16 protein-coding genes are annotated in these 15,189 nt (G+C 50.4%); 10 read left to right on the top strand and 6 right to left on the bottom strand.

Annotated features, from left to right (window positions below):
- Nucleotides 1-4 precede the first annotated feature (4 nt).
- Both ACE5KN_RS12200 and ACE5KN_RS12205 read left to right on the top strand, forming a co-directional pair.
- A complete protein-coding gene (locus ACE5KN_RS12200; protein WP_375523664.1) occupies nt 5-1,282 on the top strand; it encodes a condensation domain-containing protein in 1,278 nt (425 codons plus the stop codon).
- Nucleotides 1,279-1,947, top strand: a complete 669-nt coding sequence (locus ACE5KN_RS12205) for a DUF6320 domain-containing protein (protein WP_375523665.1) — start codon at nt 1,279-1,281, stop codon at nt 1,945-1,947. Before ACE5KN_RS12200 ends, ACE5KN_RS12205 begins: the two co-directional genes overlap by 4 nt.
- A gap of 132 nt (nt 1,948-2,079) precedes the next feature.
- Here ACE5KN_RS12205 and ACE5KN_RS12210 read toward each other — a convergent pair whose 3' ends face one another.
- A complete protein-coding gene (locus ACE5KN_RS12210) occupies nt 2,080-2,799 on the bottom strand; it encodes an RluA family pseudouridine synthase (RefSeq protein ID WP_375523666.1) in 720 nt (239 codons plus the stop codon).
- A 5-nt stretch (nt 2,800-2,804) separates the two neighbouring features.
- Entirely contained in the window at nt 2,805-3,668 is an 864-nt protein-coding gene (locus tag ACE5KN_RS12215) for a class I SAM-dependent methyltransferase (RefSeq protein WP_375523667.1), read from the bottom strand.
- Nucleotides 3,669-3,893: 225 nt separating this feature from the next.
- On the opposite strand from ACE5KN_RS12215, the gene ACE5KN_RS12220 reads away from it, so the two are divergent.
- The 5 genes from ACE5KN_RS12220 (at nt 3,894) to ACE5KN_RS12240 (ending at nt 9,196) form a co-directional block, all read left to right on the top strand.
- On the top strand, nt 3,894-4,346 hold the full coding sequence (locus ACE5KN_RS12220; protein WP_375523668.1) for a flavodoxin: 453 nt from the start codon (nt 3,894-3,896) through the stop codon (nt 4,344-4,346).
- An 18-nt stretch (nt 4,347-4,364) separates the two neighbouring features.
- Complete coding sequence (locus ACE5KN_RS12225; protein WP_375523669.1) at nt 4,365-5,138, top strand: hypothetical protein; 774 nt, start codon at nt 4,365-4,367, stop codon at nt 5,136-5,138.
- Nucleotides 5,139-5,472: 334 nt separating this feature from the next.
- The gene (locus tag ACE5KN_RS12230) at nt 5,473-6,126 is read left to right on the top strand and encodes an HlyD family secretion protein (protein WP_375523670.1); all 654 of its coding nucleotides are present in this window, start codon (nt 5,473-5,475) and stop codon (nt 6,124-6,126) included.
- Between the two features lie 15 nt (nt 6,127-6,141).
- Nucleotides 6,142-7,665: a DHA2 family efflux MFS transporter permease subunit gene (locus ACE5KN_RS12235; RefSeq protein ID WP_375523671.1), complete on the top strand. Its 1,524-nt coding sequence runs from the start codon at nt 6,142-6,144 to the stop codon at nt 7,663-7,665.
- 64 nt (nt 7,666-7,729) lie between these two features.
- Complete coding sequence (locus tag ACE5KN_RS12240) at nt 7,730-9,196, top strand: efflux RND transporter periplasmic adaptor subunit (RefSeq protein ID WP_375523672.1); 1,467 nt, start codon at nt 7,730-7,732, stop codon at nt 9,194-9,196.
- A 134-nt stretch (nt 9,197-9,330) separates the two neighbouring features.
- Here the strand turns inward: ACE5KN_RS12240 and ACE5KN_RS12245 are convergent, their stop codons facing one another.
- The 4 genes from ACE5KN_RS12245 to ACE5KN_RS12260 form a co-directional block, all read right to left on the bottom strand.
- The gene (locus tag ACE5KN_RS12245; RefSeq protein ID WP_375523673.1) at nt 9,331-9,609 is read right to left on the bottom strand and encodes a YxcD family protein; all 279 of its coding nucleotides are present in this window, start codon (nt 9,607-9,609) and stop codon (nt 9,331-9,333) included.
- A 3-nt stretch (nt 9,610-9,612) separates the two neighbouring features.
- Nucleotides 9,613-10,077 carry a hypothetical protein gene (locus tag ACE5KN_RS12250; protein ID WP_375523674.1) on the bottom strand — a complete coding sequence of 155 codons (465 nt, stop codon included), beginning with the start codon at nt 10,075-10,077 and terminating at the stop codon, nt 9,613-9,615.
- 104 nt (nt 10,078-10,181) lie between these two features.
- Entirely contained in the window at nt 10,182-10,748 is a 567-nt protein-coding gene (locus ACE5KN_RS12255) for a PadR family transcriptional regulator (RefSeq protein ID WP_375523675.1), read from the bottom strand.
- Between the two features lie 205 nt (nt 10,749-10,953).
- Nucleotides 10,954-11,517: a beta-class carbonic anhydrase gene (locus ACE5KN_RS12260; RefSeq protein ID WP_375523676.1), complete on the bottom strand. Its 564-nt coding sequence runs from the start codon at nt 11,515-11,517 to the stop codon at nt 10,954-10,956.
- 156 nt (nt 11,518-11,673) lie between these two features.
- Between ACE5KN_RS12260 and ACE5KN_RS12265 the strand changes: the two genes are divergently transcribed.
- The 3 genes from ACE5KN_RS12265 to ACE5KN_RS12275 all read left to right on the top strand — a co-directional run bounded on the left by ACE5KN_RS12265 (nt 11,674) and on the right by ACE5KN_RS12275 (nt 15,176).
- Nucleotides 11,674-13,194, top strand: a complete 1,521-nt coding sequence (locus ACE5KN_RS12265; RefSeq protein WP_375523759.1) for a carboxypeptidase M32 — start codon at nt 11,674-11,676, stop codon at nt 13,192-13,194.
- A 158-nt stretch (nt 13,195-13,352) separates the two neighbouring features.
- The gene (locus ACE5KN_RS12270) at nt 13,353-14,357 is read left to right on the top strand and encodes an ABC transporter substrate-binding protein (RefSeq protein ID WP_375523677.1); all 1,005 of its coding nucleotides are present in this window, start codon (nt 13,353-13,355) and stop codon (nt 14,355-14,357) included.
- A 42-nt stretch (nt 14,358-14,399) separates the two neighbouring features.
- Nucleotides 14,400-15,176 carry an ABC transporter ATP-binding protein gene (locus ACE5KN_RS12275; RefSeq protein ID WP_375523678.1) on the top strand — a complete coding sequence of 259 codons (777 nt, stop codon included), beginning with the start codon at nt 14,400-14,402 and terminating at the stop codon, nt 15,174-15,176.
- The last annotated feature ends 13 nt before the right edge of the window (nt 15,177-15,189 follow it).

Genomic DNA, 15,189 nt, shown 5'->3' on the forward strand with positions numbered 1-15,189 from the left:
ACGTATGGCAGAATGGTATAAACTTGACCACGCCGGGAAGCTGTTCCCGGCAGTTGCGGGTCAGGAGAATTCCTCAACTTTTCGGTTGTCAATGATACTCACAAGTCCCGTAAATCCGTCGCTCTTGCAGCAGGCTTTGGACGGGGTGATTAAGAGGTATCCACTCTTGAAGATGGAACTGAGCAATGGACTTTTTTGGAAGTTCCTGCGCGAGAAAGAGACGCCTCTGACGATCGAACCGGAAACGACCTATCCCTGTGCGCCAGTAACGCTTTCGGATAAGAACGGAAGTCTGGTAAAAGTTTTATATTACGGCAACAAAGTCAGCGTGGAGATTTTTCATGCACTGACAGACGGAGGAGGGGCGCTTGAGTTTCTCAAAACCTTGGTATTCCAATATTTATATCTGAGCGGTGAGAGCATTGAGGACAAGGAAGGTCTGATTTTACCCCCTGCGTCATTTGCCCGTTATGCTGAAGAACAGGACAGCTTTAAAGCCCATTACGCTTCTGCCTCATCAGAAACGGAAATCAGGGCATCGGAAGCCCTGCAGATTCCAGGTACACGTTTTACGCCTTATGGACACAATGTGATACACGGAATGATCCACGCTTCCCGGCTGAATGCGGTTGCCAAGGAGAAGGGCGTAACTCTCACGGCATATCTGACGGCGATTCTGATCATGGCGGTTCATGCTTCCACATTGCCTTTCAATAACGAGAAGTTGCCCATTGTAATATGCATACCGGTGAATCTGCGAAAAATATTCCCTTCCAGCAGTCTGAGGAACTTTTTTGCAGTGATTAACATTGGTGTAGAGATGAATGAAGACATGACATTCGAGCAAGTGCTCGAAATCGTACATGCACAGATGAAAGAAAAAACAACCAAGCCCTATTTAAGTCAAGTAATGGCCGGCAGCATGAAATACGAGAAAAATCTTTTATCCAGATTTACACCGCTCAAGCTGAAGAACTTGGCGATCCGATATGGCTTCGACCATTACGGTGAAGAAGTCAAAACGCTTACGCTTACCAATCTGGGCAGAATCGCTATTCCTTCCAGTATGTCAGCGCATGTAGAGGCCATGGAGGCCACGTTGTACCCAACAGCTAAAAGCCCGATAAATTGTGCTGTATGCTCCATCAATGAGGAGCTCACGATCACCTTTGCACGCAATATTGTCGAAAGCGATGTGATCATGCATTTTTTTCGCCAGCTCGCCATTCTAAGCGGATTGGACTTGAGGATTGTCAGCAATGATTGGGGGATGGGAGCATGAAGTGTATGAGCTGTGGCGTATCCGTAGATCCGGCGCATGCCGCATGTCCCTTATGCCGAAGAAACTTAAGTGGCAGGGGGGCAGCACAAACAGCCGGCAATCGCTGGTACCCTGTTTATACATTTACACAAGAGCAGCGAGTCAGCAATCTTTTTTCCAAGTGGCTTGCCTTTATCGTGCTGGTTGTTATCAGTCTCTCCATCCTCATCAACGCGCTGGGAAAAAGCGATGTCTGGTGGTGTCTGTATGTGATCCCCTGTGTATTGTACGTCTGGCTGTTCATAAGACATACTTTGATATCACGATCACACATGGGCGCCAAAGTTATCGTTCAATTGCTCGGGCTGTCGGGTATGCTATTGTGGATCAATGTGGCGGCAGGCACGAGTAACTGGTCAACAGGATATGTCATTCCGTTCCTGATGATGGCTGCAACCTTCGTGGTTACCATTATGTGCAGTATGTGGTGGCGGGAGTTCACAGGATACTTGTTAACTCTGATTCTCCTTTGTTTTGTCCCTTTGCTGTTATATGCCGTAGGCATGTCACAAGTATTATGGACAGCTATTGCGGCCGGGCTGTATGCCCTGTTAACACTTTTCGGGATGTGGATGCTCACAGACAAGGGATTCCGTAAGGAAATGAAGCGCAGATTGCATTTTTAACAGAAGGCAAGAACAGTGAGCTAATTTGAAGTGACGGACGGCACTCGAAGTGCGAACTGGTTATAGGGTTCCGGAATTTACTCGGCTGTCAAAGACAAAAGCTTACGTCTTTAGCAGCCGATATTTTATTTGTTAGTGAGCCTCTTCATAAACCGCCTCCGGCCATTCACTCCACGGAAATTGACGAGGCGGGAGCGATCGGAACAACAGAGGCTCCTTGCTGACAGGGTGGGGAGCGCCAGCCAGCAGGGACCAAAGAGCGAGCTGCTGGCCAGGACGGTTCACCTGAGCACCGTATTTCTGATCCCCATACAGGGGACAGCCGATGCTTTGCATTTGCACGCGGATTTGATGGGGCCGGCCAGTGTGCAATTCAACCAGAATCAAGCTTAGTCCGTTTTTTTCTCCCACAACTCTGTATTCAAGCAAGGCTTGCTTGGCTCCCGGCGTGCCTGGCTTCACTGTCTGCACTGTATTGGTGCGCGGGTCTTTGAGCAGGTAATGCTCAAGCCGGCCGCTCTGCCCTCTAGGGGAGCCGTGCACTACGGCTGCGTACAGCTTGCGGAAGCTGCGGCTGCGGACGGCCTCGGACAGCCTGGATGCGGCTTTGGACGTTTTGGCGAAGATCATGGCGCCGCCAACAGGCCTGTCCAGTCTGTGGATCAACCCCAAAAACACGTTTCCAGGCTTCTGATGCCTGATCTTCAAATCCTGCTTCAGCAGGGTCAGCAGGTCGGGATCTCCGCTCGCATCCTCCTGAGTAGGAACGTTGACTGGTTTTGCAACCGCCAGCACATGGTTGTCCTCATACAATACCTTGATCCCGGATTCCTCGTTTGGAACAAGTGGCATGGGGATTACGCCTCCCAGCGTCCGAGAATGCCGCAGGGCAGAATGAGCCCGGAGCGGGTAATCGGCAGCCCGATTTCGCCGGCAGTGATACTGCCGCCATATCTTGGCTGCATGGTCATGCTGAGCATATTTTTCAATACGGTAGGCGAAATGCCGGTCGTATAGGAGTTGATCAGCAAAAATAAAGGGTTGTCCGATACGATGCTCATGCACGATTCCAGGAAAGGATAGAGGCTCTGCTCCAGCTTCCACGTTTCGCCGCTGGGTCCGCGGCCGTAGGAAGGCGGGTCCATAATGATAGCATCGTATTTGTTGCCGCGCCGCTGTTCCCGCTGCACGAATTTGAATACATCGTCAGTTATAAAACGCACTGGTCTGTCGGCAAGACCGGACAGCTGCACATTCTCCTTGGCCCACTGCACCATGCCTTTGGCCGCATCGACATGAACGACACTTGCTCCGGCATAAGCGGCTGCAACCGTCGCTCCGCCTGTATAAGCGAACAGATTCAGCACCGAGATCGGTCTGCCTGCCCCAGCGATCTTATCCATCATCCAGCTCCAGTTGGCCGCCTGCTCAGGGAAGAGGCCGGTATGCTTAAAACTGGTTGGGCGAATATGGAACTTAAGGTTTTCATAGCTGATCGCCCAGCGCTCGGGTACAGGCTTCTTCATCTCCCAGCTGCCGCCGCCGGACGAGCTGCGATGGTAATGGCCGTGTGTGCTGCGCCATTCCGCCGTTTCCTTGGTCAAAGGCCAAATGATTTGCGGATCAGGGCGCCGCAAAATTACCTCTCCCCAGCGTTCGAGCTTTTCACCGCCACCGGTATCAATCACTTCATAATCTTTCCACTTGTCAGCTACATACATGTCATAATCCATCCTTCAAAAAGTCGTATGCACACTATTGTACACAATTGCAGCTTGCGCCGCCAGCAGGGAGGGGATGCGAACTCCTGGAGCAGCAGGTAAAATGAAAGGTGGCTGTATCGTTTATATACGGCAGATTTTTATTTTTGCGAATTTATTTGACAATGAGAATCATTATCATTTATATTCAAGTTAACAAGATGATAGTAAAGCGAGGGATTCATTTTGGCCAAGATTTTGATTGCTTACGCGTCGATGACGGGAAATACCGAAGAAATTGCCGAATTGATCGCTGAAGGCATCAGGCAAACAGGGCATACGGCGGTGCTTAAGGAAGCTTATGAATGCAATGCGGCGGAGCTGCTTGAATATGACGGATACCTGCTTGGAGTCTATACCTGGGGCGACGGCGAACTGCCCGATGAGTTTCTTGATTTCTATGAGGAACTGGACGAGCTTGAGCTGGAGGGGACTAAAACGGCGGTTTTTGGCAGCGGGGATACGTCCTATGCGCAATTTTGCGGTGCAGTCGACGTGCTGGAGCAGAAGTTGAAGGAGCGGGGGGCGTTATTGGTGCAGGACAGCCTTAAGATAGAATTTAATCCGCAGGATGCGGAAAAGGAAACATGCCGTGAGTTCGGCCGCAGGTTTTTGCAGGTTGGTATTACGGTATCCTGAGGAAAGGACCGATGCGTGATGGGAGAAGAGCAGCGCAGCAGTTCCATGCCTGTGCTTTACGATTATCAAATTGAAAATATGTGGGGCCCCCGAAAGCTTGAGCAATCCCACAGAAGCGATAAGCGGAAGCCGGGCATGCGCTGGCGGGAACATGTGCTGTATGCGGTCAGCCATGCTTTGCATGAATACTACAGCACCCCGTATGAGGTCAGAACTGAAATCCCTGTGCAGTACATACTTGAAAAGTGGTGGCCGAAGCAGCATGCAGGCTTTGAATCCTGTTCCCATTATTGGGAGGTTAAAGACAAGGTGACCGGCGGGATCTCCAAAATCGGGGCGTCTAACCGGCAGTTCCGTGAGCCCGCCATATTGTTCGAGCAGTTTCAGATTCCGGCAGCAGAGCTGAACGTGGAGCTATCGGTGATCATACAGGCAGCCTGGATGATGGGACAGCAGTCCGATTCACTGCTTATTCAGAAATACATGGTTTCTTATGACCCTTATTTAATAAACACATATATGCATCTCATTACCGTGTTCAGCCATTACGCCTTTGGTTATGTACCCGAAATGATTGAATTCTACTGCCTGCTGGAAGGCAAGAAGGTGTCTTATGTGATCGGCCCGTCCTCATTGGGCAGATCAATGGATTATGTCACGCTGCTGCGTGACTCTATGCAGGAATCAGGCCATGCGTCAGAGGGGTGTCTCTGCCCTGGCTGTGCGGATCGGCATCAGAGCAATCTGCTTCCACGAACAGAGAAAAAGAACGGCAGACTCTACACTTCTTAGTGCTAAAAATGTATTAATGACGCCCCAAAAGTTCTATGCTTTCGGGCGTCTTTTTGCGTGCTGAAAGCGGTGAATTTTCCGAAATAGGCCCAAAGAACTACTTGCCAATTTGATAATTTTAACTATAATTAATTTTTGTGAGCTTACATATGAAACTTTTTAAATATAATTCATTACATTAGTTGTTGATCGCTTTTGTATTGCTAAGCGCATGGCTTAAAAGTCATGCTTTTCTTTATTCAGCATATTTGTATCCATTGATTTGACCGCGTATATTTTAAATTTAAAATATTAGCGTTAAATAATAATTTTTTAAGTAACAGGGGTGGAAGAAGTGAGTAAGAAGACTGTACTGCCGATTCTCATTGTAATTTTAATCTTAAGCGGTGGCTCGCTTGGCTATTATTACTGGTATCAAGGAAGCCATTTTGTTACCAGTGACGATGCCCGCATTACGGTGGACCAGTATAAGGTAATGCCTCAGATTACAGGAGAGATTACCCATATCGATGTGGAAGAAGGCGATGTGCTCAAGCAAAATGAGCCGGTGGCCGAACAGGACGTTGCGAATCTTGATGCCTCTTCCGTCAGCAAGTCGGTCATGCGGGCGCCAATCGACGGCACTGTGATCAAGGTGTATTCCAAAGTGCATGAGATCGGATCACCGAGCGCCGCTGTTGCGGTTATGGCAGATCTGAACAGCGCTTATGTAACGACCAACATTGAAGAAACCGACATCAGCCGGGTGAAGCCGGGACAGCTGGTGGATATTACGCTTGATGCCGCGAGTGACCGGACTATCCAGGGCAAGGTGCGCAAGGTGGGGCAGGCCTCCAACTCGGTATTCGCTGCCATTGCCGCCACGAATACAAGCGGAAACTTCAATAAAGTGACCCAACGTATCCCCGTGGAAATCGTGCTTAACTCGCCGGAGGACCTGCAACTGATTCCGGGAACCAACGTGGAAGTTAAAATTCATACCAAATAAAAGGGGGGAGTCGATGTGTCTTCCACAGATACTGCCGCTGCTCCTTCCACAGGCTCGGTCAGAGAACGCTGGCTTGCCTTTTTAGCGATTATCCTGGGGGCGTTTGTCGCCATTCTCAACAACAGTCTGATCAACGTGGCCATCCCGAGTCTGACCACAGACCTCGGCTCGACCACGACGAAGATTCAATGGGTTATCACGGGATATACGCTCGCATCCGGAGTGATCGTCCCGATTACAGGTTTTATGGAGCAGCGCATCGGTTATAAAAAGTTTCTCATATTAGCGCTTAGCGTTTTTTCGCTTGGTACTGCGATTTGTATTTTCGCCTGGAACGATTCTTCGCTGATTGCCGCACGGATCATTGCCGGCTTGGGTGGCGGTGTCATTATGCCGCTTAGTATGACGATTGTGTACAAAATCATGCCGCGGGAGCAAATCGGTATGGCGCTCGGGATCTGGGGGATTTCCGCGATGGCGGCGCCGGCCATTGGCCCGACACTCAGTGGTTATTTGATCGAATGGTTCAATTGGCGTTTTCTGTTTATCATCAGTCTTCCGTTTGCTTTGTTTGCGATACTGATGGTCATTGTTTTGATCAAGGAACCGCCTAAAGGGGAACCGCGAAAATTTGATTTGCCCGGTTTTTTACTGGCGGCGACATGTGCAGGCACTCTGCTGTACGCGTTGTCGAACGGTTCATCCGACGGCTGGACTTCATTTAAAATTGTAGGATTGTTTTTCATTGCATTCTGGGCGCTGGTGTTCCTTATTTACGTTGAAGCCGGCAAAGACAATGCGGTGATCGAAATTTCCTTGTTTAAAAACTACAGATATACGATCAGCGTTATTGCTTCCAGTCTTGTGATGATGGGGATGTATGGCGGGATGTTCCTTACGCCGCTGTTTTTGCAAAATATCCAGTCCGTGTCTCCCATAGACACCGGTATTCTGCTCATTCCGCAGGCGCTCGCAATGGCCGTCATGATGCCGATCGCGGGCAAGCTGTTCGATAAATTCGGAATTGTGCCCTTGGGACTGGTCGGTCTTACGCTGACCAGCTTTATGACATATCATCTGCACCAGCTCACTCCGGACACGCCTCACCAGTGGCTGGAAATCGTAATGGCTTTGCGCGGCCTCGGAATCGGAATCTGTATGATGCCATTATCCACGGTCGGCATGAACGCAGTGCCGCCAAACAAGGTGGGCAATGCCTCCACGGCATCGAATCTGGTGCGGACGGTAGCGGCTTCGATGGCAATTGCGGTATTCACTTCCATTATGCAAAGCCGGACGGCCATGCATTCCCAGCATATTGCTGAATCGATTACGCCTGATTCTGCCAGATCATTCCAGGCACTGCTCGGCAGCTCCTGGCAGTCTACGGTTTCCGGTCTAATATCGCTGGATGCTTATTCGCGAGGCATCGGAGACACCTTTCTGGTATCCTCGGTACCGCTGTTCTGTTCCATTCCGCTTATTTTCCTGTTTATCAGACGGAAGAAAGCGGAGAAGGAAGCTGCAGCAAGCGAGTAATGGCAAGGCAAGGCAGACAATCGTGATGCGCCCTCATTAAAATGATAGAAAGAAAGGGAACAAAATGAAGATAACAAAATTGGAAACTACGTTAGCCGCGGTTCTGCTCGGAACAGCTGTGTTAGCCGGCTGCTCGGGCAGCGGAGGAGCGGCTCAGGAAATGGTTGTGCCGGTGAAGGTAAGTCAGGCCCAGGAGGGCATTTTAGGTGAAGGCAAAATTTATACCGGGGTGGTTACTCCGGCCGAGACGGTCAACATCGTTCCGAAGATCGCGGGCAAGGTTATGGAGCTTCCGGTAGATGTCGGCACAGAGGTGAAAAAAGGCCAGGTGCTGTTCAAGCTGGAGGACAACGATCTCCGCAATAATCTGGCCAAAGCCAAGGCTGCGGTCTCCGCTGCCCAAGCCGCTGTCGGCACGGCGGAAGCTTCTCACGAGTCCGGCGTCGTATCGGCAACCTCCGGTATTGTCAGCTCGAAGAACGGCGTCATCTCTTCCAAAAGCGCCATTAACCAGGCGCAGGGAAGCGTAAATCAGGCGAAAACGGCCGTGGAGCAGGCGAAGAACGGCCTATCCAGCGCAGGCAATACCGTCAAGCAGACAGAGCAGGCTTTGGCTGACGCCAAAAAGACGCTCACCCGGACACAAGCTTTGTTCAATGAAGGCTCTGTTCCCCAGGCTCAGCTGGAACAGGCTCAAACCGCAGTGGTAAGCGCGCAGACGGCATACGAAAACGCAGTGAATGCCAAATCCAATGCTGAAAATCAGCTGGATGCAGCCCAAAAAGCACTGGCCGTAGCACAGGAAGCTTATAAAAATGCAACCAGCAGCTATGAGAATGCGAATAGCGGATACAGCAACGCGCAGCGTCAGCTGGAGGTTTCGCAAAGCACCGCAACAATTGAATCGAGCCGTGAGTCCCTCAAGCAGGCTCAGCTCAATGTTTCCATCGCACAGGATGCACTGGAGGATACCGTGATTACTTCCCCGATTAACGGGATTGTGGGCGTCAAAAATACAGAGGTGGGAGAAATGGTATCCGCCTCATCACCTGCTTTGGTCATCGCAAACCTGAGTACGGTAAATACACTTATCTATGTCCCAGCGGAACAGATTAATCAGGTCAAAGTCGGTGACAAAGTTCAGGTGCGTGTGACAGCTTCCGACCTGACTACGACGGGAACGGTTAAAAATGTAAGCCCGCTGGATTCAAGCGGCAAGGGATATCCGGTGAAAGTTTCGGCCGCCAATCCGGACATGAAGCTGAAATCAGGCATGCTGGCTGACATCAGCTTTGTGAATAACGATGCGGAGCAGGGCGTGATTGTACCTTCCGGCGCCGTATTGGAGCAAGACAGCAAAGCTTATGTTTTCGTCGTGAATGACGGCCATGTTGTCCGTAAGGAAGTAACTGTTGCAAGCGAGTCCGGTTCCCAGGCCTTGATCACAAGCGGTATTGAAAAAGGGGAAACGGTAGCTGTTAATAATTTGGCACTGCTTGACGATAATACGGCAATTAAAATCAAGCCATAAGTAAGGAACGATTCAAAACATGCGAAAGGACCTCAAAATCCACTTTAAAGTGAATTTTGAGGTCCTTTTTTACACTGTAATACCATGTGGAACATCAAACAGCGAACTTTGAAACAGCTCTTGTAATATTAATGTTATGCCCGCACGTGAGCGGTTATTTCCTCATCCAGCTCCAATGTAACGTCTTCCCGGTAGGCACGAATGCCGTGCTCTGAATGAACATACCGCAGAATCGCTTCAATAATATTGGATTCCACAAGATACTGGCTTCTTTCCTGAACCCACACTTCTGCAGAATAACCCGTTTCCTCATCCCACAAAAGCTCAACCGTTACTTCGGTTGGTTTTACGTCCTTGCGGGCCGCCATATGAAGACAGACGGCATTGATGATTTCATCCATACTTAGAACCATGGATTAGTAACGTCCTTCACGGGATTCTTCTTGCTGCTTGCGGCGATTTCTGATGCTGCGGTAGATGGCAAAACCGATAACCACAAGCAGGTAAATGCCGAGCAGGTTAATCGCAAGTCCAAGCAGACTTCCGAGCATGCCCATATTTGCAAACAGGCCGCCGAACAGCAGGCCTGCCAGACCGCCGATCATCATACCGCGCATAAATCCGCCACCGAAAAATCCGCCGGTTCTGTTATTCGTGGAGCCGGCAACCGTGCCGTTATTCGATCTGTTAGTTTCACTGCGGTTCACGTTGTTGTTGGTGGAGCTGTCATTCGGTTTGCTTGGCGTTGTCTGGTAAGATCTCTTGCCGGAGCTGAATCCTCCGCCGCGGCGCGCATCCGCGTCTGATGGCGCAACTACAGCGAACAGCAATGTCAAAGCCATCATGATCATGGTGAATTTCTTGAAAGAAAATGCTTTCATGTTAAGTTGTACCCCCTGTAAAATAATTTATTGTAAAATAATTGTTCTCCAGCCGCTACCCCTATATACGATGAATACGGAATTTGGTTTCAAAACGGGATAAATTAATTTTTAAGGATAAACGGATTTTGCTCCTCCCGTACATCTCCGACTGCGAGCATTTTCAATACCATATTGCACCAGTCCAGCCCGGCTTTGGCGTTCAGCAGCCCTTTTTGCACGAGGATGTAATCGCCGAAGGCCTGGCTGCCAAAGCTCAGATTCTCCGCGGGAACGTTGCTCAGATAGTCCTCCAGGTGAGCAATACGCTGATTGAAATGACGTTTTCTCTCCTCAAACATACGGATGGCGCTTCCCTTATCCGCCAGCCACAGGCAGAAAAGCCGCAGGCTCATTTCGTCCCGGGTAACCGGAGGAGACACTGATTCATGGGTCCACTGCTGGAGCGCATGGATTCCCTTGTCCGTAATCATATAGATTTTCTTGTCCGGTTTATCTGATTGCTGAATCCAGCGGGAGGAGAGAAGGCCGTTCTTCTCCATCCGGGCAAGCAGCGGATAGATCTGACTGTGCTTGGCCTGCCAGAAAGGCTGAATACGCAGCATCAGATCATACCCCGAGGATTCATGCCGGGCCAAAAGTCCCAACAAACCATAGGACAATAAATTCATAAGCGTTATCTCCTTCATCCATTAATACAAGAAAAGAAATTTATCAGCGGCTGGATACTGCAGCATTGTGCTGCTGTCATAATGAAAGTGTACACTAGAACTGTATGGTATTCAACTTTACCTGCGAACCGCCCGTCTTTTCACGCTTCAAAACGCAAAAAAAAGGGCACGGATTATAAAATCCGTGCCAAAAGCAAAGAGATGCCTAATTTTCGTACCCGTCAACCACGAGATCAAGCGCCCCGGTTTCGGGGTGAATAATCATGCCGTGTACAGGTACTCGGGGGGGAAGTAATGGATGATTCTTAATGATCTCCACAGTACTTTTTACCCCATCTTCCACGTTGTCAAACCCGCGCAGCCATTTTTTCAGCTTGATTCCCGAATGCTCCAAAGTATCCAGCACCTTCTGATCGATTCCCCGCTCAAGCATATGCTGGATCATATCGTCGGAATTGAGAGCAGCCATGCCGCACTCGTGATGGCCAACAACGACAACCTCATCCGCTCCCAGCTCATACAGGGCGACGAGCACACTGCGCATAACGCTGCCGAAGGGCTGCGAAATGATGGCACCGGCATTTTTGATAACTTTCACATCGCCGTTGCGCAGATTCATGGCGCGTGGAAGCAGCTCTACCAGGCGGGTATCCATGCAGGTGATGATCACCATTCTTTTGTTCGGGAACTTGCCTGTCCGGTAGGCTTCATATTCCTTGTTCGCCACAAACTCCTTATTATGCTCCAAAATGGTCTGAATCTGGTTCATTTCTCGATCTCCTCGCTTTATATAATGTAGTTGAACTGTGACGATCTGATCCCTTAACATTTGATTATACGGCGATTAATTATTATCATCAAGATGTGTGGAACAAACCGGGAGTGCTGAAAAACCGGTATTTAAACCTAAATTGAGGTGAGTGGAATGGAGCAGCAGCAGTTAACGGACCGTTTGCAGCAGTTCAAGGAACTGGTGCGCAAGATCAAAAGTTATGGCGAAGCGATCGGGCTTCTCCATTGGGACATGCGGACAGGAGCGCCGCGCAAAGGAATTGAAATCCGTTCGGAGACGGTAGGCATGTTATCAACGGAGGTATTCAAGCTTCAGGTATCGGACGAAATGAAGGAGCTGTTGGAAATTCTGTCGGCGCCGGAGGCCGCCGCGCAGCTCGAAGACAACGACCGCCGACTGGTTGAGGAATGCCGCAGGGAGTATGAGCTGAACAAGTCTGTGCCTGCTGAAAAAATCAAGGAATACGCCGTGTTGGTCTCTCAATCGGAAAGCTATTGGGAAAAGGCGAAGGGCGAAAATGATTTCGCAGGCTTTGAGCCTTATCTGACCAAAATCGTGGCGATGAAGCAGGAATTTATAGATTACTGGGGAGTTAAAAATACCCGTTACGATACGCTGCTGGATATGTATGAACCGGACATGACGGTGGAGAAGCTGGATGCGGTGTTTGACCGGCTCAAAAAAAGGCTCGTTCCGCTGCTGGAGAAAATACAGGCTTCGCCGCACAAGCCTGATGTTAACTTTTTGAAGGATATATATGATGTTGGCCAGCAGGAGAAGTTCGGTCTGTATTTGCTGGAGCAGATGGGCTATGACTTTGAGGCGGGTCGTCTGGACGAAAGCGTGCACCCCTTTGCAACCGGGTTAAATCCCGGGGATGTGCGCATCACGACGCATTACGTACAGGACGATGTGCTGAGCGCGATCTTCAGCTCCCTGCACGAAGGCGGTCATGCGCTGTATGAACAGAACATCAGCCCCGAGCTTGCCGGAACGCTGCTGGCGGAAGGCACCTCAATGGGCATTCATGAGTCGCAATCCCGTCTGTGGGAAAATATGATCGGCCGCAGCAAGCCGTTCTGGCAGCGGTACTACAAGGAGCTGCAGAAGCATTTTCCGGACAAGCTTGCCGGGGTTTCACTGGAGCAGTTCCATCTGGCCGTGAATCGGGTGGAGAACTCGCTGATCCGGATTGAAGCCGATGAGCTTACATATAACCTGCATATTATTGTAAGATATGAAATTGAAAAGATGCTGTTTAATGAAGGACTTGAGGTGAAAAAACTTCCGGAGGTATGGAATGCCAAATATAAAGAATATTTGGGCATTACACCGCCGAACGATTCGCTGGGCGTTCTGCAGGATGTACATTGGTCGGGAGGAGATTTCGGCTATTTTGCTTCCTATTCGCTTGGCAATATGTATGCCGCACAGATTGTGGCCACGATGCGCAAGCAGATGCCGGAATTCGACCAGTACATCGGACAGGGCAATCTGCTGCCGATCAAGGAGTGGCTCACAGACAAAATTTATGTTTACGGCAAGAGCCGCACACCGTCCGAGCTGATCCTGTCCATTACGGGCGAGGAGCTGAATCCGGACTATCTGGCGGAGTATCTGGAAGCGAAATATACCGAAATCTATAAGCTGTAATTTGACGCAAAGGGTCGAGGACCGAGCTATCACGCTCTGGTTCCCGGCTTTTTTTGTTAAACCCCAAAAGTATGAATCTATATGATTCACTTTGACCAACCATCCGGGCTGTGCATATACATACTACAGACTTGCACAGTGAAATGGAGGAAAAGGTGATGAAAGCAGCAGGTTGGATGAAAGCCGCGGCAGCGGCAGCGCTGTGCGGATTGCTGCTGCTGGGGGGATGCTCGCCGGAGCAGGGCGGGACGAAGGTCAGACTCGCCGAGGTGGCACGCACCATTTTTTATGCGCCTCAGTATGTAGCGTTAAGTCAGGGCTTTTTTGCGGAGGAAGGACTGGATGTGGAACTGACGACCATTCCCGGTGGGGATAAGTCCATGACGGCGCTCCTGTCCAACCAGGCGGATATAGCGCTGATTGGGTCGGAAACATCCATCTATGTCGTTCAGCAGGGGACTCAGGATCCGGTGATTAATTTTGCCCAGCTGACCCAGACCGACGGAACCTTCCTGTTTGCAAGAAGCAGCGAAGGGCAGTTCAACTGGGAAGCTCTTAAGGGCAGTGAGTTTCTCGGACAGCGCAAAGGCGGAATGCCGCAGATGGCCGGAGAATTTGCGCTGCGCAAGCATAACATTGATCCTCATCAGGATTTGCAGCTGATCCAGAATATAGATTTTGCCAACATCACATCCGCCTTCGCATCAGGCACCGGGGATTATGTACAGCTGTTCGAGCCGCAGGCTTCCATTTTTGAGAAAGAGGGGCGCGGGCGTGTCGTCGCTTCCTTCGGTACGGAAAGCGGGCTGCTTCCATATACGGTCTATATGGCCAAACAAAGCTATCTGCAGCAGAACGGCGAGACCGCTCAAAAATTCACAAATGCGCTGCAGAAGGCCCAACGGTGGGTGAAAGAGCATTCTCCGGAAGAAATCGCCGAAGCGATCCTCCCTTATTTCAAGGACACGGATAAGGATATTGTGATCAGCAGTGTCAAGCGATACAAGGAACAGGGCACTTATGCGGAAAATCCGGTGATCGATGAGAAGGAATGGACCAATCTTCAGAACATAATGGATAGTGCAGGCGAGCTGCAGCGCAAGGTTCCGCTGGAAGAGATCGTCAACAATCAGTATGCGGAAAAGGCTTCAGGCTCCAAGTAACAGGTAAAATAGGATAGGCTTACGAGGGAAGGAGGAATCGGATTGATCCCTCTGGTGGAACTGCAAAATATTAAACATGTCTACGTTACGGAAAAAGAAGCTGCGCTTGCTGTTGATAACGTAAACTTTACGGTTGCGCCCGGTGAATTCATCAGTCTTGTCGGTCCGAGCGGCTGCGGCAAAACTACCATTCTGTCCATGATCGCAGGTCTGCTTCAGCCGGCAGCCGGCCGTGTGCTGCTTCAGGGCAAGCCGGTGGCAGGACCGGACCACAGAGTGGGTTATATGCTGCAGCAGGACTACTTGTTTCCCTGGCGCACAATACTGGAAAACACGATGCTGGGCTTTGAGCTGACCCGGACCGTTAAGGAAGACCCAAAAGCGCGGGTGCTGCGTCTGCTGGAAGACATGGGGCTTAAGGGCACCGAAAATCTGTACCCCTCCCAGCTGTCGGGCGGAATGCGGCAGCGCGTGGCCCTCGTTCGGACGCTGGCGACGGACCCGGATCTGCTGCTGCTGGATGAGCCGTTTTCCGCCCTGGACTATCAGACGAAGCTGCAGCTGGAGGATTTGATCGCAGAGACGCTGCGTACCCACGGAAAAACGGCTGTTCTCGTTACACATGATCTGGCTGAGGCCATTGCAGTCAGCGACCGGATTCTCGTGCTGGACCGCAATCCCGGACGAATCCGCAGCTCATTCACGGTTCCCGAACCGATCCGGAAGGCGCAGCCCTTTTATGCAAGGGAGCAGGAGGGATTCAACGAGCTTTTTCGCGATATTTGGGCCGAACTCGAAGCCTCCGGCGCAAAGGAGTGACACCGCTATGAAT

It is taken from the genome of Paenibacillus terreus (assembly GCF_042138595.1).
Classification (GTDB): Bacteria; Bacillota; Bacilli; order Paenibacillales; family Paenibacillaceae; genus Paenibacillus; species Paenibacillus terreus.